19 protein-coding genes and 1 tRNA gene are annotated in these 20,142 nt (G+C 48.8%); 4 read left to right on the forward strand and 16 right to left on the reverse strand.

Annotated features, from left to right (window positions below; all coding sequences use genetic code 11):
* Positions 1-278: 278 nt before the first annotated feature.
* The 3 genes from L4174_RS08685 to L4174_RS08695 form a co-directional block, all read right to left on the reverse strand.
* Positions 279-689, reverse strand: a complete 411-nt coding sequence (locus tag L4174_RS08685) for an ester cyclase (RefSeq protein ID WP_248140385.1) — start codon at positions 687-689, stop codon at positions 279-281.
* 180 nt (positions 690-869) lie between these two features.
* Positions 870-1,304 carry a hypothetical protein gene (locus tag L4174_RS08690; RefSeq protein WP_248140386.1) on the reverse strand — a complete coding sequence of 145 codons (435 nt, stop codon included), beginning with the start codon at positions 1,302-1,304 and terminating at the stop codon, positions 870-872.
* 134 nt (positions 1,305-1,438) lie between these two features.
* Positions 1,439-2,104, reverse strand: a complete 666-nt coding sequence (locus tag L4174_RS08695; RefSeq protein ID WP_248140387.1) for a haloacid dehalogenase-like hydrolase — start codon at positions 2,102-2,104, stop codon at positions 1,439-1,441.
* A 299-nt stretch (positions 2,105-2,403) separates the two neighbouring features.
* On the opposite strand from L4174_RS08695, the gene L4174_RS08700 reads away from it, so the two are divergent.
* Positions 2,404-2,718 carry a high-potential iron-sulfur protein gene (locus L4174_RS08700; RefSeq protein WP_330959438.1) on the forward strand — a complete coding sequence of 105 codons (315 nt, stop codon included), beginning with the start codon at positions 2,404-2,406 and terminating at the stop codon, positions 2,716-2,718.
* A 75-nt stretch (positions 2,719-2,793) separates the two neighbouring features.
* Here L4174_RS08700 and L4174_RS08705 read toward each other — a convergent pair.
* From L4174_RS08705 to L4174_RS08745, 9 genes are all read right to left on the reverse strand, one after another.
* Positions 2,794-2,867, reverse strand: a tRNA-Cys gene (locus L4174_RS08705).
* 114 nt (positions 2,868-2,981) lie between these two features.
* Complete coding sequence (btuD, locus tag L4174_RS08710) at positions 2,982-3,764, reverse strand: vitamin B12 ABC transporter ATP-binding protein BtuD (RefSeq protein WP_248140388.1); 783 nt, start codon at positions 3,762-3,764, stop codon at positions 2,982-2,984.
* Positions 3,765-3,770: 6 nt separating this feature from the next.
* On the reverse strand, positions 3,771-4,763 hold the full coding sequence (btuC, locus tag L4174_RS08715) for a vitamin B12 ABC transporter permease BtuC (protein ID WP_248140389.1): 993 nt from the start codon (positions 4,761-4,763) through the stop codon (positions 3,771-3,773).
* Positions 4,764-4,920: 157 nt separating this feature from the next.
* Positions 4,921-5,970, reverse strand: a complete 1,050-nt coding sequence (locus tag L4174_RS08720) for a succinylglutamate desuccinylase (protein WP_248140390.1) — start codon at positions 5,968-5,970, stop codon at positions 4,921-4,923.
* A gap of 256 nt (positions 5,971-6,226) precedes the next feature.
* On the reverse strand, positions 6,227-6,523 hold the full coding sequence (ihfA, locus tag L4174_RS08725) for an integration host factor subunit alpha (protein WP_248140391.1): 297 nt from the start codon (positions 6,521-6,523) through the stop codon (positions 6,227-6,229).
* A 441-nt stretch (positions 6,524-6,964) separates the two neighbouring features.
* On the reverse strand, positions 6,965-9,349 hold the full coding sequence (pheT, locus tag L4174_RS08730) for a phenylalanine--tRNA ligase subunit beta (RefSeq protein WP_248140392.1): 2,385 nt from the start codon (positions 9,347-9,349) through the stop codon (positions 6,965-6,967).
* A 20-nt stretch (positions 9,350-9,369) separates the two neighbouring features.
* Positions 9,370-10,353, reverse strand: coding sequence for a phenylalanine--tRNA ligase subunit alpha (gene pheS, locus L4174_RS08735; RefSeq protein WP_248140393.1), 984 nt, complete (start codon positions 10,351-10,353; stop codon positions 9,370-9,372).
* A gap of 247 nt (positions 10,354-10,600) precedes the next feature.
* Positions 10,601-12,622: a TonB-dependent receptor domain-containing protein gene (locus L4174_RS08740; RefSeq protein ID WP_248140394.1), complete on the reverse strand. Its 2,022-nt coding sequence runs from the start codon at positions 12,620-12,622 to the stop codon at positions 10,601-10,603.
* On the reverse strand, positions 12,619-12,948 hold the full coding sequence (locus tag L4174_RS08745) for a hypothetical protein (RefSeq protein WP_248140395.1): 330 nt from the start codon (positions 12,946-12,948) through the stop codon (positions 12,619-12,621). The genes L4174_RS08740 and L4174_RS08745 overlap by 4 nt, the downstream gene beginning before the upstream one ends.
* 152 nt (positions 12,949-13,100) lie before the next feature.
* Here L4174_RS08745 and L4174_RS08750 point away from each other — a divergent pair, with 152 nt between their 5' ends.
* The gene (locus tag L4174_RS08750; RefSeq protein ID WP_248140396.1) at positions 13,101-14,414 is read left to right on the forward strand and encodes a polysaccharide deacetylase family protein; all 1,314 of its coding nucleotides are present in this window, start codon (positions 13,101-13,103) and stop codon (positions 14,412-14,414) included.
* 65 nt (positions 14,415-14,479) lie between these two features.
* On the opposite strand, the gene rplT is transcribed toward L4174_RS08750, so the two are convergent.
* The 4 genes from rplT to thrS form a co-directional block, all read right to left on the reverse strand.
* A complete protein-coding gene (rplT, locus tag L4174_RS08755) occupies positions 14,480-14,833 on the reverse strand; it encodes a 50S ribosomal protein L20 (protein ID WP_248140397.1) in 354 nt (117 codons plus the stop codon).
* A 40-nt stretch (positions 14,834-14,873) separates the two neighbouring features.
* A complete protein-coding gene (gene rpmI, locus L4174_RS08760) occupies positions 14,874-15,068 on the reverse strand; it encodes a 50S ribosomal protein L35 (protein WP_036752866.1) in 195 nt (64 codons plus the stop codon).
* 96 nt (positions 15,069-15,164) lie between these two features.
* A complete protein-coding gene (gene infC, locus L4174_RS08765; protein WP_248141651.1) occupies positions 15,165-15,716 on the reverse strand; it encodes a translation initiation factor IF-3 in 552 nt (183 codons plus the stop codon).
* A 3-nt stretch (positions 15,717-15,719) separates the two neighbouring features.
* Entirely contained in the window at positions 15,720-17,648 is a 1,929-nt protein-coding gene (gene thrS / locus L4174_RS08770) for a threonine--tRNA ligase (RefSeq protein ID WP_248140398.1), read from the reverse strand.
* A 285-nt stretch (positions 17,649-17,933) separates the two neighbouring features.
* Between thrS and hutC the strand changes: the two genes are divergently transcribed.
* Positions 17,934-18,641 carry a histidine utilization repressor gene (gene hutC, locus L4174_RS08775; protein ID WP_248140399.1) on the forward strand — a complete coding sequence of 236 codons (708 nt, stop codon included), beginning with the start codon at positions 17,934-17,936 and terminating at the stop codon, positions 18,639-18,641.
* A 262-nt stretch (positions 18,642-18,903) separates the two neighbouring features.
* On the forward strand, positions 18,904-20,133 hold the full coding sequence (gene hutI, locus L4174_RS08780) for an imidazolonepropionase (protein ID WP_248140400.1): 1,230 nt from the start codon (positions 18,904-18,906) through the stop codon (positions 20,131-20,133).
* The last annotated feature ends 9 nt before the right edge of the window (positions 20,134-20,142 follow it).

Here is a 20,142-nt window from a genome sequence, read left to right on the forward strand (position 1 = left end):
CAAATATAAGCATCAATTCTTTGAAAGTCTGCTATGAGTAAGACTTCAGTCAGTTGACATAGTTCCGTCATATGAATGATGTCATTTTTTAGTACTTATAATTATAATAATTAAAGCACTTATCACAAATAAGTCTATTTTTTTCACAGTGCTGACTTGTCGCAAAAAAAGACCAAAAGACAAAAAAGTCTGACAGCGAAGCTTAGAAATGCGGTCTTGGAAGGCTATATTTTTGTTTCAAAGGCGTTTTTCAGTATCACCTGAGATCCCATTGACTCCTACTTCAGGTAGCCCGTCAGCTGTTGATACAGGTCAAAACTGCTGTCCTCTAACCAGCATTCAGTGATGAAACCCGCTTCCAGCCGAAACTGAATCATACCTGTCATCTGAATGACCTGCTTTTTGCCCGGTATATTCAGCCAGCCGCCCTGGTATTGAGCCTGACAGCGATATCTCACCACGGTTAGCGGAGGCTGACAGACGGTATCAGATATAGAGAACACAACTGATTTAAATTTTTGCCGCCACAACTGAAGGTAGGAAAGGTAACTCTCATGGGAGACCTGCTGCTTACGGCCGCCCGGCAAATGAAAAATGAAAGGATCGGAGACGTATCTGGTCAGACTGTTACTATCGGCATTTGCCCAGATATCCTGGAACCAGGCATCGACCCATTCCCTTGTTGTCATCTCAGTTACAGCTCCGCTTCAATTCATCGGGACATCGTATTACACAGACTCGAATGCTGCGAAAATTGTGACATTAAAATGCTGCCTCAATTTATACTAGACCTGCATCAAATCCTATGTCGGGGTTTATTATTGCAAATTTTCTTCGCACAATATCAAATTTACTGACAATGAATAAAGTTAGCGTTGTGCATGCCACATCCGGCGAACATCAGACAAATTCTGTTTCGCCTGATCAGACGCATCTGAGAGAAAGGGCTCAGCCTGCCTCAGGTAAAACTTTGCTTTTTCTGGATCTTTTATTAAGAAATAGTTGTGCGCAATCACGCCCAGCAAATCAACGAATGCGCTTTTATCATGGGATCGGCTTGCCTGAGGCAGCATCGACTGAAAAATAAGAAGACTTGTTTCCGGTGTATTCACAGACATAATCTGCGACAGATCAGGGCTGACTGAATCGGGTGTGGCATAACAGTATGTCTTCGTATCATCTGCCCGGACGAAGCTACTCGCTAACAGCAGGCAGTAAATCACAATGCACGGGTAAAATTTTCTCATCACGCAACGTTTCGCTTTGTCCTGGCGGGGTACGCCAAAGGTAAAACAAGAAGTCATGTGCAGAATCATACTGATAAGTTCAACTGCCGCCGCACCAGTATTGTGCTGATTGTGCCAGCTTTGGTGATGGCCTCTCAGAGCCAAAGCAACTGAGAGGTGTGTTACCGTCAATAATACAAGTCAGATATCATTCAGAGCGGATCACTCATGTTCAGTCTGGATAATGCAGCCTGATAATAAGACAGGCTGGGAATGTGGGTATGGTGGCTGAGTTTCTTGCCAACGGCCACAAAATCATACCCCAGCTCCTGAGATGCTCTCTGGTTCCACTCCCCTTCGGCAAATACAATCCGTCTTTTAAATGTCATTCCGGAATCCTGTTTGGCCCTGAATGCAGCGAGCGCCATAATCTCAGTCCGGCTTGGTGCATCAGATGATGAGGCGAACGTCATTTTACTGACATCAATCCCAACCGCTTTCAGCTTCATGCGGCTGACTGCCGCCCAGCCGCCGCTGGTAATCGCAACATGGGTGTCCTGACGAGTCCCCATCAGCTCGAGGAATTCCCGTGCGCCTTTGCTGAGCACAGTCTCTGCCGGAAGCGAAGTCAGTTTGTCCGCTAAATAGTCCAGATACTTTTGCTCCACCTGACGATGAATGATAGACCGGCTTGTTTCCACCGGGAACTGACGCAAGATGTCATCCAGCATTGCTGAATCAGTCACCCATTTTTCCTGATAACGCGATTTATCTAAAGTAATGTGGAGCACATCTTCAATTGCCTGAAGAAAACAGCTCATGTCGATTCCCTGCGCATTCACCAGCGCACCGTCCACATCAACTAACAACAGATTCATCAAAATACCTTTGTTTATATCTTGGGAGATTGCGCCGTACAGCATGAAGATGTAAACAAAATGTTTCAATAACAATTTTGTTAAACTTCATTACTTTTTGAGTCGACTCAAACTCTTATCGTGCCATCAGATGCATTGCGTGTTCAGAACACAGCAAAGGATTACCACAAAACGCATGGTTATCAACAAAAATTTAACATCGTGATTTCTTAGCGATATTTCAGATTCTTTCCCACAATTATTCCGTTCGCCTCAAGAAGCGAGCCATATGTGAGTAATGAAGCAATCAAAGGATAATTATGATGAAAACTTCAACAGACCGCCGGCGTTTCCTGCGTCTGACCATGGCAGGAATCATTGGTATCACACTGGGTGATCAAATCTTGCAGAGAAAAGCTCTGGCCAGTGAAGAGCTCCCACACTTGGAAGAGGATGATCCGCAGGCTTCGGCGCTGACTTATACGCACAAATCACCTCATGCAGACAAACATTGCGGAAATTGCATGTTACTCCAGGGCAACGAAGGTGATGAATGGCGCCCCTGCTCAGTTTTCCCGGGTAAATTAGTGAATGTAGAAGGATGGTGCGCAGCCTGGACAGCCAAACCTGCGTGATTCCTGAAAGCCCGTTCCGCGGGCTTTTGCCCACCCGATTTTGGAAAAACATAGAATTTCAGAACAGATATCGAATGGAGGCGCGTCCCGGAGTCGAACCGAGGTCCACGGATTTGCAATCCGCTGCATAGCCACTCTGCCAACGCGCCTTATTGAAGCTTGTCTCAGAAGACGAAGCGCATTATCCAAATCCTGATAAAAAGTACAAGCCTTTTCTTCATCGGCCCGAATCAATTGGCGAATCTTCCGCCAAATGAAAGAAATCAGCCAAAAAACAGTCCGACCCGGTCATGGAGATAAACCTGCTCAACGGTTGTCTCGAAGGTTTGCTCAAGACATTCCACGGTCATTACTTGCTCAGGTGTCCCTTTTCCGACACAGGATCCCTGCTTAAGGATGATGACGCTGTCGGCATGCCGTAGTGCCCGGTTCAGATCGTGATTGGCCATGACAACCGCAATCCCCTGCTCCGACAGCTCGGCCAGAAGACGGTACAAAGCCGCTTCCTGACCGATATCCAATGCGGTTGCCGGCTCATCGAGCAGCAGCAGACGCCCCTCTGAATGCAGTTCCGGCCAGATTTGCAGACAGGCCGCTGCAAGCCTGACCCGTTGCCACTCGCCGCCAGAGAGCTGCTGAATATGTCGTGACAGCTTATCTTCAATCGACAAACGGCGACAGATCTCCAGAATCGCCTGATGAACACGTTCCGCCTCGGCATCAGGAATGGCAGACACCGCAAGTTGCAGATACTGATACACCCCGACTGCAAAACCGGGCTTATCCTGCTGAGGGAGATAGCTGCGATATCTGGCCATGTCATGCAAGTCCATCGACGAAAGCGCTTCACCCGCCAGCATGACCTGCCCTGAACCGTGAAATAATCCGGAAAGGCATTGAATCGCTGTACTTTTGCCACTCCCGTTCGGACCAATGAAATGGACAATTTCGCCCCGCCGGACCGAAAAACTGAGTGGCAACAATCTGGTATCAAACGCGATATTGTCCGCACGAAGGATTTCTTCTTGTCCTGTCTTATCTGTCATCTTCAATTACTCGGCCTGCGAACGCAGCAGCATCCAGATAAACACAGGCGCGCCCAGCGTCGTTGTCACGACCCCAACCGGCAGTTCTGCTGCCGGTAACGCCACTCTTGCCAGTACATCGGACAAAGCCAGCAGCAACGCGCCAAAGCCAGCAGAAAGCGGCAGCAGATAACGGTTCTCTGTCCCCAGCGCCAAGCGCAGCAGATGCGGAACAACCAGTCCAATAAACCCAATCACACCGGCCAAAGCAACGGCAGCGCCGACCAGCAAAGCAATGACCAGAATCAAACGCCAGCGAAGCGCAGAGACATCCAGACCCAGCTGACGTGCATGAATTTCTCCCAGCATCAGAATGTCCAGTTGTTTACCGCGTGTGCAGAGCCAGATCAGGGCTGGCAGCAAAATCGCAAGGACACTGAGCTGCCCCCAGCTGACACCACCCACACTCCCCATCAACCAGTACAGCAGCTGACGCTGATTCAGGTCATCACTGAAATAGAATGCCCAGGTCACCACAGCACCGGACAAAATACCCAGCGCGACCCCAATCAGTAAAAGGCGCGTGGTTGAGACCCGCCTGACTCTGGCGAGACTGACCAAGAGCAGCGTAAAAACTAATGCGCCCGACATCGCGACAATCATCGTCAGCCAGGGTCCTGGCACCCAGGGCAGCAAAAACAGCATCAAGACCAAAGCCAGACTGGCACCACCGGATATGCCCAAGACACCGGGTTCTGCTAACGGATTGCCAAGAAGAACCTGTAATACAGCGCCGGATGCAGCCAGCGCGGCACCAATAGCCATTGCCGCGACCAGACGGGGAAATCGGATCTGCCACAGTAACTGTTTTTCCAGATCACCCTGAGGCAACCAGGGCAGCACCCAAATCTCACCGACGGACAGCGACAAAAAACTACAGCCAATCAACAACAGAACCACCAGCCAGACGCTGAATTTCCATTGGGATTTCCGTCGCTGTAAAAAACGCTCTAAGTGCATGAATTCGATTATTTTCGTGTGATGGAGTCAGAAAAGAAACATACAGTGTCTGCTAATAAATGAAAAGCAAGCCAGAACAATTGGCTTGCTTTTATATTTGGACAACACTTGTTTTAAAGCAATGGGCAATCATCACCCATTGCTGAGAGTCTGTGAATCAGACTTTCGCCCGGACCTGATCCGTCAGCTCAATGTCTGCTTTTTGTACCAGCAAGCAGGCGCGCTGTCCCAAGGCGACATTGGGATTCGGAAAAACAACCGATTCCCCGCCTTCAGCTGCGACATAAGTTTCCCCGTTGTCCTGACCCAGCACTGTGCCTTCAGCAAAGTAAGTAAAATTGGCCTGATTTGCCGGGAAAGTAAAAGAAAAATCAGATGTCTGTTTGGTCAGTGTGCGGGTGACACGATAAACACAGACTTCTTTGTCACCTGCATAAGCCGCCAGTGAATCCTTTGACACCAGTGCCAGCATCGCCTGATTAAAGGCCTCCAGCCGGTGAAGATCGTTCTCTCCCAGCCGTGCGACCCGCCCGAGTTCCATTGTCAGCGCCTGAGCACCGTAATAATGTGCACTGTACCAGCTTAATGTTGGCGATGCAGAACCCGATAACATCATGGCTTCAATTTCACCGTGATGCAGGAAATTGAACAGCGCCAGTCCCCGGGTTTTCTTTTCACTGTAAGGGCTGACGGCAAACGTATAATGAGCGGATTCACGAATCGCACTATGCAGGTCTAAATGCCATCGTTCGGCGTTTTCCAGAGGAGAGTTCTGGTAAAAGTCGTCTACGGCTCGCATCAGTAGATTCGCCTGCCGGCGATCAACATTACTCTCTTCGTTGATGCCTGCAAAAAGGCGGTTCATATTTTCATCAATGAAACGGGTATGCGCATTAATCGCTTCAGGATGACCGATAATCAACAGGAGTCGATGCTTAGGGAGCAGCTCCCCTTGCATAATTTTTTTCACCAGTTGCTGAAGCAGCTCAATTGGCCCTGTTTCATCCCCGTGAACCCCGGAGGACAGAATAATATCTTTACTATCTACTGACAGTGAAGGCGGTGTCACGGTTAACACACCACGTGCGGTCAGCTCACAGCTGACGCCATTGTCTAATTGCCATTTTCCGGCTTCAAAAGGTCGTGTTAAATCCAACGTTGCGGAAAGAAACTCTCCTTCCTGTACTGCCTTGACCAAAGCCATCATGACCTCCTCGTCCGTGCAATCGGCATACTTAAATCAAGATTGTTTTATGCAGACATAAAGAATAAATAACCAATAAAACCAAATGCTGTCATAAAATCAGTGAAATAAACTGATTTCACTATACATCTTGGCTACATAGTTTCAACAATATCTTGATGATGGCAGGTAATAATGAGACGAAGGTAGACTGAGGCCATAAAATGAAAAACCCAAGTAAGCGAATCGTCTTACTTGGGTTCTTACTAACTTAAACCGCTTACTTTTCGATTTTGATACTCTCAACGCGTGCTTTAAGCTTCTGGCCCGGGCGAAAGGTCACCACTCGCCGTGCCGAAATTGGAATATCTTCACCGGTTTTAGGGTTTCGTCCAGGCCGCTCATTTTTGTCTCGCAGATCAAAATTACCAAAACCGGATAATTTCACCTGTTCGCCGTTTTCAAGTGCCTTTCTGATTTCTTCGAAGAAGACTTCCACCGTATCCTTGGCGTCCCGTTTGCTTAATCCCACATTCTCAAACAGGTTCTCAGCCAAATCGGCTTTTGTGAGCGCCATAGATAACTCCCTCAAGACTGTGTTGAACGATTAGTAAACATATTCATCAACATGCTTACTGCGAATTAGTCATTACAAGACAAACACCGCGATATGCATTTAAATGCATTATAGCCTTCTCTTCAGTGCCTGACCTTAACTAGTGACAAGTTTATGCCAACTCGCTGATTTCCGCCAACTTTTTTAGGCAAACTTATTGTCAAACCCTCGATATATATATACCGGAAAAGCATGACAACATGCACCTTGTTGTGCTTAAACTTGCAAATCGACAACAATAAATACCAAAAATAACAAAAGTATCAGTCAATATGACTGACAAAATGAAAGCTATAAGGAATTCTTACTATTTATCAGAATCTTAGCTCTGTCTGCAAAAAAATCAAAAAAAAGCAGCCTCTGCGGCTGCTTTTTCATCAAATCTCAAGTGATTACAGAGGGTTAATCACGCAGACTCGCACCAAATTGTTCGCCCAGTACGGCGACAATCGCTTCAACTGCCCCCTGAATATCCGCTTCTTCAAGCGTACGCTCAGCGGATTGCAGGTAAAGAGCAATCGCCAGACTCTTCTTACCTTCTTCAACGCCTTTACCACGGTAAACGTCGAACAGGTTAACATCAGTCAGCAATTCACCACCATGTGCCTGACAAGCTGCCAGAACCTCACCAGCAGCTACATCTTCTGCAACCACAACAGCAATGTCACGACGGTTTGCCGGGAACTTGGAAACAGGCTTAGCCTGAGGGATTGCGCGGCTTGCAATTGCAGTCCACTCAATTTCAAATACGATTGTACGACCATTTAGATCGAACTTACGCTCCAGCTCAGGGTGCACCGTACCGATAAAGCCGACTTCCTGGCCATCGACAATAATCGCTGCAGACTGACCCGGATGCAGAGCCGGGTGTTTGGCTGCTTTAAACGTAAAGTCAGCGTTCGCTGTCAGTTCCAGAATCGCTTCCAGATCACCTTTCAGGTCGAAGAAATCAACCGTGTTTGTCGCGATGTCCCAGTGTTCTTCACTGCGTGCACCGGCAATCACACCTGCCAGCATCGTTTCCTGACGAATGCCGTTTTCTGCATTCTCATCCGGAATAAAACGCATACCGGATTCGAACAGACGAACACGCGGCTGCTGACGATTCTGGTTGAACGCAACAGTATTCAGCAGACCAGGCCACAGGCTCAGACGCATCGCTGACATTTCAGCAGAGATAGGATGCGGCAGAATAATGGCGTCGATTTCAGGAACGATCAATTTTTGCTGCTCTGGCTCAACAAAGCTGTACGTAATCGCTTCCTGATAACCACGATCAACCAGCAGATCACGTACGCGTTTCAGCGGCAGATTTGCTTCCTGATGCAGATTCATGCTCAGCGCAGCCACTGGAGACTGAACCGGAATATTGTTGTAACCATAAATACGGCCAACTTCTTCAACCAGATCTTCTTCAATCGCCAGATCGAAACGCCATGATGGCGCAACCGCACGCCAGCCAGTATCTGTTGGTTCAACGATACAGCCCAGACGGCTCAGGATTTCAACCACGTCTTCATCGGAAACAAAATGGCCCAGCAGGCTGTCCAGTTTACTGCGACGCAGGATAATGCTGCTTTGCTGAGGCAGAGACTGCTCAGATTCAGCTTCAACAATCGGCGCAACGTCACCACCGCAAATCTCAACCATCAGCGCAGTCGCACGCTCCATGGCTTTTGTTTGCAATGCCACATCCACACCGCGCTCAAAGCGGTGAGAAGAATCGGTGTGCAGACCGTAGCTACGTGCACGGCCGCGGATTGCATCCGGTGCAAAGAACGCACATTCCAGCAGCACATCTTTGGTTTCTGCGCTCACACCTGAGTGTTCACCACCAAAGATACCGGCCATCGCCAGTGCTTTCGACTGGTCAGCAATCACCAGCGTATCGCTGTTCAGTTCAGCTTCGGTCCCGTCCAGCAGCGTCAGCTTCTCGCCCTGCTCTGCCATACGGACCACAATACCGCCATCGATCTGGTTCAGATCAAACGCATGCATCGGCTGACCCAGCTCCAGCATGACATAGTTGGTGATATCGACGATTGGATCAATTGAACGAACACCACAACGACGCAGTTTTTCCGTCATCCACAGAGGAGATTCAGCTTTCACATTCACATTGCGAATGATACGGCCCTGATAGCGCGGACAAGCTTCCGGCGCTTTCACTTCGATGGAAATTTTGTCGTCCATTGCAGGTGCAACGACTTCAAATGCTGGTTCAGTGACCGCAGCACGGTTCAGGACACCGACTTCACGAGCCAGGCCAGCAATGCTCAGGCAGTCTGCACGATTTGGCGTCAGATCAACATCAATGATGACATCGTTCAGGCTCAGGAATTCGCGGAAGTCAGTACCGATCACGGCACTTTCCGGCAGTTCCATGATGCCGTCGGAGTCAACATCAATACCTAATTCAGAAAAAGAACACAGCATGCCGTGAGAAGGCTGACCACGCAGTTTCGCTTTCTTAATTTTGAAGTCACCCGGCAGTACAGCGCCTACCGTTGCTACCGCAACTTTCAGACCCTGACGACAGTTTGGTGCACCGCAGACGATATCCAGCAGTTCTTCTTCACCCACATCAACTTTGGTGACACGCAGTTTGTCGGCATCAGGATGCTGACCACACTCAACCACCTGACCGACTTTCACGCCGTTAAAGGTGCCTGCGACAGCTTCAATACCGTCAACTTCCAGGCCCGCCATCGTGATCTGGTGAGCTAGTTCTTCGCTGTTGTTAGCAGGATTAACCCACTCGCGTAGCCAAGATTCAGAGAATTTCATAATTTGCTAGCCCCTAATGCTTACTTGAACTGTTTCAGGAAACGAAGATCGTTTTCGAAGAATGCACGCAGGTCGTTCACGCCGTATCGCAGCATGGTCAGACGCTCGACACCAATACCGAAGGCAAAGCCTGAGTATTTTTCCGGGTCGATGTTTACAGCGCGCAGTACATTAGGGTGAACCATACCGCAACCCAGAATCTCCAGCCACTTGCCGCCTTTACGACGCACATCGACTTCTGCTGAAGGCTCTGTAAACGGGAAATAAGAAGGACGGAAACGAATTTCCAAATCTTCCTCGAAGAAGTTTTTTAGAAAATCGTGCAGAATGCCTTTCAGCTGTGCGAAGTTGACGTTTTCATCAACCAGCATCCCTTCAACCTGATGGAACATTGGTGTATGGGTCTGGTCGTAGTCGTTACGGTATACACGGCCCGGTGCGATAAAACGCAGTGGCGGCTGACTCGCTTCCATCGTACGAATCTGTACACCAGAAGTGTGCGTACGCAGCATCAGATCCGGATTAAAGAAGAATGTATCGTGGTCGGTACGAGCCGGGTGATCTTTGGCAATGTTCAGCGCATCAAAGTTATGGAAACCATCTTCGATCTCCGGGCCGGATTCAACGGTAAAGCCAAGTTCGCCAAAGAAGCTTTCAATACGCTCCATTGTACGGGTAACCGGGTGCAGACCACCATTCTCAATGCGGCGGCCCGGCAGGCTGACGTCAATGGTTTCTGCAGCCAGTTTGGCTTCCAGTTCGGCGCGTTGCAAAGCGTCTTTACGAGCGGCAATTGCCTGCTGAACAGCTTGTTTCGCCTGGTTGATCAGCTGACCAGCTTCACGGCGCTCTTCAGGTGGCAATTTACCCAGACTTTGCAGTTGAAGGGTCAGGTCACCCTTCTTACCCAGATATTGGACACGGACTTCGTCCAGAGCGGCGACAGATTCAGCCTGCTCAATCGCTGCCGTTGCGTTGGCAATAATCTCTTCTAGATGTTGCATCGTTTCCTCATCCACACAAGGTGGCATCCTTCAAGGGAGATGATAAATTCGCGTAACGATACATATTAAAGAAAGCTGATGCTAAATCCAAACGCAATCGCCACTTAGCGGTGCATTTGCTTAAAAAAATTACCAGCCTGGAGCCTAAAAAGCTGGAATCTGTCCCTTTTTGCAAAGTCTGCACTGTCAGCATCCCGGCCCTCCTGCAACTGAGGGGGCCGGAAGCAATGGACATCTCGCAGTGTGCTTACCATTTATAGGTAACAGAGAACCGAATATCACGACCTGCACCCGGCACCCCTGCCGCCAGATAAGGTTCGTAGTAACGATCCGTCAGGTTTTTCACCGTCAGACTTGTGATGAAATCCTGATTTGATGGCACGGGCAGCCATTCTGCATACAGTTCCTGCAACGTATAAGATTCACTTTTCACTGAGAGGTAAAACAGATCGTCAGCGGGCGGCGTCCGGTGCTGTTCGTCGTACCAGCGAACTTTCCAGCCTGTTGTCAGCCCTTCATACCATTGATATCCCAGGCCCAGATTGACATTGAGCGGTGCAATGCCCGGCAGGTATTCATTCGTGCCGGTGCTGTCAGCAAGAGAACCCTCATGTTTGCCCCTCAGCACACTGGCTGACAGATCGGTATACCAGCCGTTCAGACGATAAAAAGCCCGGAAATCCGCACCATAAATATGGTAACCATCCAGATTCGTGCGCCAGCCCTGCAACTGTTCAGTCGACTTCTCACCACGGCGCTGTGCAACATCGTTTTCAGCCTGATTCCAGTGCAATGTCAGTTCAGCAGCCAGATGATCCCCTGCCGCCACAAAACCTCTCTCCTGATGCAGCACGCCAAGCTTGTACGCATGAATTCGCTCCAATTCCAGATCCCGGCTGCTGCTGATTGCTTTACTCGCACGGGCATACTGGACCGAATAAATATCATCAATACTGGGTGCCTTGAGGCTGTAAGCGTAAGCAAAATTAAACGCTGTGGTCGGCAGCCACTGATAATTCAACGCCAGTCGAGGGCTCCAGCCACGATGTGAGACTTTGCTGTAATCATGCCCGGCATCGGGATCATTGTAATCACTCGCCAGATTCTCTTTCCCTTCACTCACGATGTAATCGTAACGAAGTGAAGGTGTGATCAGCCATTGATCGGTCAGGTGATAGTCATCCTTGATATAGAAGGAATAAGTATCCTGCGTCCCGGAAGGTTCAAAATACGGTGTGTAATAGCCGAAATTCTTTTTCTCGTTCTTCGCGGCACTTTTATTGAAGACATGAGAGTTTCGATCAATCGATTTATACTGGAGACCGGTTTCGACCACATGCTTACCCAATGTGGCGGTATTCGTCAGGCTGGCGTAGTCACGTCGATAACTCAGCCAGGATTCATGACCATAGTTACCTACGCTGACGTACATCTTGTCCCATGCGATATCCGGCCGTACCCAATGGCGCTCATTTTTCGAGTGGGCAAGGACAAGCTCGACATCCACCCAAGGACTGATCGGAGAATACTGATAATTAAAGGTGGTTGTCTCGTCCGTGAAGGTATTATTGACTGTGTATGCATATAAGGCTGCATCATAAGAGCCGTATTTCTCAATCAAACGATCGGTAATTTCCGGCATGCCACCCCGTCGGGTTGCCCAGGGTTTCTGGCCTGTATCTTTGTAACGGCTGTGGCTGAGCATCAGCCGGTGCTCCAGGTTTTCATAACTCAGCTTCGCCAGCATGTTGTGCTGCTCATAAGCTGAATAATCCAGTGTCTCCCCATTCCCGAGCGTGACGTCGTTTGACTCGCGAAAAACACCATTGACCAAAAATTGCCAGTCTTCACCGAGCATGCCGTACGCAGTCGCACTGTAACGTTCCAACTCATCGTTTGTGTTGTAACCGCCTTGCAGACGAACACCAAAAGTATCATTCCCACGCAAGAAATCGGACGCGTCTTTGGTCCTCAGCTGCATGGTGCCGCCAAAGCCACCATTACCGGTACGCACTTCATGGGCACCTTTGGTCAGATAAACTTCGCTGATCAAGGCTGGATCAAAGAAGAAACTGCCGTAACGATATTGCTGAAAACCAATGGGCGCGCCGTCCACCATGACATTGATATCATCCGGATCAGAGAAGCCCCAAATGCTGATTCGCTCGCCGCTGGAGCGTGCGCCGCCATCCAGATTCACGCCCGGTATTGCATCCGCCAATTCAGCCAGATTTGTGGGCTGAAGCTCTTCAATTTCACTCAGGGTCATGGTGACTTCACCTGGCTTTTCAGCACAACCGGCCTGGCCATACGCGTACCAATGACATCAATCGTCTCCATCCCGGCTTCGTCATACGTTGATGGTGCAGCAATAGATAAAGGAGATGAAACCGCCAGAAAAACAGCGACAGAACATAATCTTACTTTAAATAACAACATGCCTAATAGGTAATAAACTGCATAGAACGAAAAGTGCGGGGATTCTATCGCAAGGACGCCGCCCTTTAAATGAAAATAATTATTATTTGTAAGTAAGAAGTGCGGATTGATTACATCTCGAGCTGAACAAGTCATCACTGATACCGGATCAGTCACTCTTCCCTTTGCAACGCTCTTCATTTATCAGAATTAATGCCGGAACTTTCAAAGAATTACTTTTTCATCATTCCTTAGCATCAAGGTTGTCATTCCTTTCTGGGATGATGTTTTTTTCATTCTGTTTTTTACTCGCGAAAAAGGAACCACTGATGAAAAAATACACAGCCACAATCTTATCTGGTCTCATCCTGGCTTCATCTGACCTGGTTTATGCTGGTTTATACCCCGCTCAGCAAAACAGTCCGATAGAAACGGTAAAAACACCTATGTTTATCGCACTGGGTTTTGACGACAACACAGAAGCCGATGGTCTGCGATGGGTCGAAGCAACCCTGAACAGCCATACCAACCCCCGGGGGCTGGATGCATTTGCCGGTTCACCTTTAACTTCCACCTTTTTCATGCATTGCCAGCCGGCAAGGACTCTGCCAGAAATTGTGTCACTCTGGCGACAGCTCAACCGAGCTGGCCACGAGATTGCCAATCACACAGAAACACACCCCGATGACAAAGTGAACTATAACCCGCTGGAATCCTGGATGACTGCGGCGCAATGGCAGCAGGAAGTCGCCCGTTGCAATCAGTTTCTGACGCAGAATGTTGAACAAGGGGGTATCGGCGCACCCGCTATTGCAGGATTCCGGGCCCCATTTCTGACGTATAACGACAATACATTAGATGCGCTGACAGCCAATGGGATTCAATATGATGTGAGTTTTCCGGCAGGCATTACTGCCGAAGAAGACGGCACCAACAATTACTGGCCCCACACACTGGATAACGGCAGTCCGTCACAATTCATTGCTCAGCAAGGTGGCTGGAAACCTGTGGTGAAAAATGTCACCGGACTTTGGGAAGTACCAATGCAAACGCTGATTGTGCCAAACGATGAAGAAGCCGTTGCGTATGGACTGCCCTATTCACTCAATGACAAAATAGCCAGCCGGGTTCCCTATTATGATCCGCAGACGAGAAAAGCTGATAATTTTGACTGGAACCTATACACCACAACCGATTGGGGTGGATATGGCCTGAATGCTGCCGATGTACTCGCGCTGTATAAATACAACCTCGACCTTCATTTACAAGGAAATCGTGCCCCGTTAGTGCTGGGCTTACACTCTGCTTTCTACGGCACAGTCAAGGGCGGCGAACACATCGGTATGCCTGACACCACGGTCTCTGAACGCCAGGAAGTGCTCAGATCATTTTTCCGGTACGCGCTGACCAAACAGGAAGTTCGCTTTATCTCTCACCGTCAGTTAGTGAAATGGATGCACGCCCCAACGCCTTATCTGAGTTGCGCTCAAGAGGCATGGTCTGCTCATCGGACATACCGAGCCGGTGATCTGGTGAAATATCAGGGCAGTTACTGGCAGGCAAAATGGTGGACCGTTCAGGAAATACCGGGCACGACACCTGACAGCCCCTGGGAAAAACTGAAGGGTTGTGAAGAGAAATAATCGAATCAATACAAAAAGAAAAAAGGAGAGCCGAAGCTCTCCTTTCCCATCAAACTGAACTGTAATTACAGTGCAGCTTTCGCTTTTTCAACCAGAACGGTGAAAGTCGCTTTGTCGAAAACAGCGATATCAGCCAGGATCTTACGATCGATTTCGATAGATGCTTTCTTCAGACCGTTGATGAATGCGCTGTAAGTCATGTCGTTTTGACGTGCCGCAGCATTGATACGTGCAATCCACAGTTGACGGAAAGTACGTTTCTTGTTGCGACGGTCACGGTAAGCGTATTGACCGGCTTTAGTAACTGCTTGGAAAGCTACGCGGTATACACGTGAACGTGCACCGTAGTAACCTTTAGCTTGTTTAAGAACTTTTTTGTGACGTGCACGTGCTTGTACACCACGTTTTACGCGAGGCATAGGAAACTCCTAACTTAAATTAAACGAGAACTAAAAACGATTAAGCGAATGGCAGCATACGTGCTACTGCTGCTACTTCACATGCTGGAAGAATGCAGTTTGGACGCAGCTGACGCTTGTTCTTAGTCGTACGTTTGGTCAGGATGTGACGCTTAGTCGCACGCTTGTACTTAAAACCACCAGCAGTTTTCTTAAAACGCTTAGCAGCACCTTTGTTGGATTTCATCTTAGGCATGATGAGACTCCGCATTGTTGATAGTTAATAACACAGTAATCAGGCGAACACAAAGCGCTGCTCAAAGCAGCGCTTTGTGCTACTTGAAGGCCTAAATTACTTCTTCTTAGGGGCAAGCATCATGGTCATCTGACGACCTTCAACTTTATTAGGGAAGCTCTCGACGACAGCGATGTCGGCCAGTTCATCCTTAATGCGGTTGAGCAGATCGATACCCAGACCTTGGTGGGCCATTTCACGACCGCGGAAACGCAGTGTGACTTTACCCTTGTTGCCCTCTTCTAAAAAGCGAGTCAGGTTGCGCAGTTTTACCTGATAATCGCCTTCATCTGTACCAGGACGGAATTTAACTTCCTTCACTTGGATTTGTTTTTGCTTTTTCTTTTGCTCTTTAGCAGCCTTGCTCTTTTCGAACAGGTACTTGCCGTAGTCCATCACACGACAGACAGGTGGCTCGGCATTAGGGCTGATTTCAACGAGATCGACACCAGCTTCATTCGCTGTTTCCATTGCTTCTTCAATAGAAACAACACCGATAGATTCGCCATCGATTCCAGTTAAACGAACTTCGCGTACGCCACGGATTTCGCCATTGACACGGTGTGGATTTTGCTTAACTGGTGCTTGAGTTCTTCTTCCGCCTTTAATACCTTATTCCTCCAAAACATTGAGCTTACGACTGCTAATCTCTTGCTGCATGTAAGCAACAAAATCGTCAATCTTAAATTTACCCAAATCGTTACCCTTGCGAGTCCGAACTGCAATCTCGCCTGCTTCGACTTCTTTGTCGCCGCAAACCAGCATGTACGGAACTCGCTTCAAAGTATGTTCGCGGATTTTAAAGCCAATTTTCTCATTTCTCAAGTCCGCATTGACTCGGATTCCACTTTTTTGCAGTTTTTCTACAACTTCGCGAACATATTCTGACTGACTGTCAGTGATATTCATGACAACTGCTTGTTGTGGCGCCAGCCAGGTCGGGAAATAACCTGCATACTCTTCAATCAGAATACCGATGAAACGTTCCAGGGAGCCAAGAATTGCACGGTGAATCATCACAGGCGTGTGACGCTCGTTATCTTCACCCACATAAGTAGCACCCAAACGCTCAGGCAGAGCAAAGTCTAGCTGAACAGTACCGCACTGCCAAGCACGATCCAGACAGTCATGCAGAGTGAACTCAATCTTAGGTCCGTAGAACGCACCTTCGCCTTCCTGAATGTCATATGGAATATTCATGGATTCCAGTGCAACTTTCAGGTCTGATTCCGCGCGATCCCACATTTCGTCAGAGCCGACACGCTTTTCAGGACGCGTAGACAGTTTCACCACGATGTTATTAAAACCAAAGGTCTCATACATGTCGTAAACCATCTTGATACAAGCCGTGACTTCTTCCTGCACCTGATCTTCAGTACAGAACACGTGAGCATCATCCTGAGTAAAACCACGAACACGCATCAGACCGTGCAGTGCACCTGATGGTTCGTTCCGGTGACAGCTGCCGAACTCCGCCATACGGAGCGGCAGATCACGGTAAGATTTCAGACCCTGGTTGAAGATCTGAACATGGCCCGGACAGTTCATTGGCTTGATGGCATATTCACGCTTCTCAGATTCAGTGGTGAACATGTTTTCAGCGTACTTGTCCCAGTGACCAGAACGTTCCCACAGCACGCGGTCCATCATCAGCGGACCTTTCACTTCCTGGTAATCGTACTCAGTCAGTTTGCTGCGAACGAACACTTCCAGCTCACGGAAAACAGTCCAGCCGTTGTGATGCCAGAACACCATGCCCGGCGCTTCCTGCTGCATGTGGTACAGATCAAGTTGCTTACCCAGTTTACGGTGGTCACGCTTGGCTGCTTCTTCCAGACGAGTCAGGTGTGCTTTCAGCGCTTTCTTGTCATGGAATGCTGTACCGTAGATACGCTGCAGCATTTTGTTGTCGCTGTTACCACGCCAGTACGCACCGGCAACGTTCAGCAGTTTAAAGTGCTGACAGAAACCCATGTGCGGAACGTGCGGGCCACGACACATGTCGATATATTCTTCGTGATGGTATAAACCCGGACGATCTTCGCGAGAAACATTCTCGTCCAGAATTTCCATCTTGTACGGTTCGCCACGTGATTCAAATGTATCACGCGCTTCCTGCCAGCTGACTTTCTTCTTGATCACCGGATATTTGGTTTTCGCCAGCTCCACCATACGTTTTTCGATCTTTTCCAGATCTTCGGTGGTCAGCGGTTGCTCGAGATCAACGTCATAATAGAAACCGGAATCAATAGTAGGACCGATCGCCATTTTCACATCAGGATAAAGCTGCTTGATCGCATGACCCAGCAAGTGTGCACAAGAGTGGCGAACGATTTCCAGACCGTCATCGTCTTTCGCAGTGATGATTTCCAGGTTCGCGTCGTTTTCAATCAGATCGCACGCATCAACGCGTACACCATCAACACGACCAGCGATACAGGCTTTCGCCAGACCAGGGCCGATTGATGCTGCGACATCCATTGTAGAAACCGAGTTATCAAACTGGCGTTGACTGCCGTCAGGAAGAGTAATTACAGGCATTCATTAATCCTTTGTTCAGTGGTGCCACATACCAAGTAGCACATGCAATTTTTTGTTTGACCGCCTGCCAAGATGCAGTACGGTGATGAGAAAGCGTCTGTTTCGGTATGAATTTTGGTACAAATCAAAATTGCTGACCCCAGACAGAAGGCGAATTGTAATGGAATGACTCATAAAACTAAAGGAAGAAAAGCCTTTGGGATGTGAGTCACTTGCAAAAAAAGGCAAAAGTTGCTTTCATTTGTATAGGCAATTTAAAGTCGCGTATGACTCAGAGACAACACCATGGCAAACGCACCGCGTTATCAGCAAATTAAAGACTACCTCGATCAGAAGATTCAGAGCCGCGAGTGGCCCCCTGGTCATAAAATTCCAACCGAAATTGAGCTGTCTGAACAATTTGAAGTCAGCCGGATGACGGCGAATAAAGCGATCAAGGAACTGGTCAATGAAGGTTTTCTGGAACGCACGCCACGGTTAGGCACTTTTGTCTGTAATAAAAAAGCCGAATCTCCCCTGATGGAAATCCGCAATATTGCAACAGAAGTTACCAGCCGGGGGCACCAGTACTCCAGTAAAGTGATCACCCAAAAGCAAGTGAAAGCCCGCGATGATATCGCATTGCGTCTGGGGGTGCGTCATGACACCACAGTCTACTTTACCCAAATTGTCCATTACGAAAACAGCGTCCCGATTCAGCTCGAAGAACGCTGGGTTAATCCGTATTTTGCGCCGGACTACATCCAGCAGGATTTTACGACACAAACGCCGAATGAATACCTGATGCAGACATGCCCGCTCAGTGACATCGAGCATACTGTTGAGGCCATCCTGCCGCCGCCTCACATCAGTGAGCTGCTTGAAATGACTGAAGCATCTCCTTGTCTGCTCCTGAATCGCCGTACCTGGAGCAGTACAAATCTGATCAGCACTGCCCTGCTCTACCATCCGGGCGACAAATACAAACTCAGTTCCAGAACCCGGGTGGGATAACCTGCCACTTCAGCCCGGAACACAGCATACAAAGTCTCCTATCTCTGCTATCTGACTGATTACAAAGCCTGAATGTCGTATTCAGGCTTTTTTGTATACCTCACGCATGTCTTCTTTCACTGACAACAAACACTGCATTCTCAACAGCTGTTAATAGAATCATTCAATATTGATCACATTTTTATTACATGACGTCTTGAGTTTTATCGCATTTCAGACTTTAATTTGTATATACATAAACAACCCCAAGAGATGCAGCTCAATGGAACGCATTCTGACCAATCTCAAACTTGTCACGATGGCACCGGAACACGGTTATCAGGTCATTGATAACGCGATGGTGATCATTCGTCAGGGCAAGATCAGCTATGCGGGATCATATCAGGCGGACCAGCTCAACTATGCAGAGCGTCAGGCTGAGATTATCGATTGCCGGCAAGCACTGGTCACACCGGGATTCATCGACTGCCACACGCATCTTGTCTTTGCAGGCAATCGTGCCAATGAATTCGAACAGCGTCTGAACGGCGTGCCTTATGAAGACATTGCCAAAGCCGGCGGCGGTATTTTGTCTACCGTACGGGCCACCCGGGAAGCAACCGAAGACGAGTTGTTCGACTCAGCCATGGAACGTCTGGCTGGCCTGAAACGTGACGGTGTCACTACAGTGGAAATCAAATCCGGCTATGGCCTGACCTCAGAAGATGAACTGAAGATGCTGCGTGTTGCCCGTCGTATCGGTGAACAGGCAGATATCAAAGTCTCCACCACCCTGCTGGCGGCCCATGCACTGCCACCAGAATTCGCAGGCCGCAGTGATGCTTACATTGACTTAGTGTGCGATGAAATCATTCCGGCTGCAGCGCAGGAGAATCTGGCTGATGCAGTCGATGTGTTCTGCGAAGGCATCGGGTTCTCCCCTGCGCAATGCGAACGTGTTTTCAATGCTGCAATCAAACACGGCCTGATGATCAAAGGCCACACCGAGCAGCTGTCGAATCTGGGCGGGAGTGCATTAGCCGCCGAAATGGGCGCCAAGTCAGTCGACCATATTGAATATCTGGATGAAGCGGGTGTGGAAGCACTGGCGAAACACAACACGGTCGCGACGCTTCTGCCGGGTGCCTTCTATTTCCTGCGTGAAACCCAGCAGCCGCCTGTCGCGTTGTTAAGGGAAAAAGGTGTGCCGATGGCAATTTCCACCGATTTCAATCCGGGGACGTCTCCGATTGCTTCCCTGAAAACCATGATGAACATGGCCTGTACCTTCTTCCGTCTGACCCCTGAAGAATGTCTGCGGGGCGTAACCGCCAATGCGGCACAGGCACTGGGACGGAGTGAAACATGCGGGCAAATCCGCGAAGGCATGGCTGCTGATCTGGCACTGTGGCGCGTCGGTTCTCCTGCAGAACTGTCTTATCGCATGGGCGTACCGGATTTGATTGCCCGTGTCGTTGACGGCGAATTCTTTTATCAACCTGAAAATCAGTAACAGGAGGCT

The organism is Photobacterium sp. CCB-ST2H9 (genome assembly GCF_023151555.2).
Lineage (GTDB): Bacteria > Pseudomonadota > Gammaproteobacteria > Enterobacterales > Vibrionaceae > Photobacterium.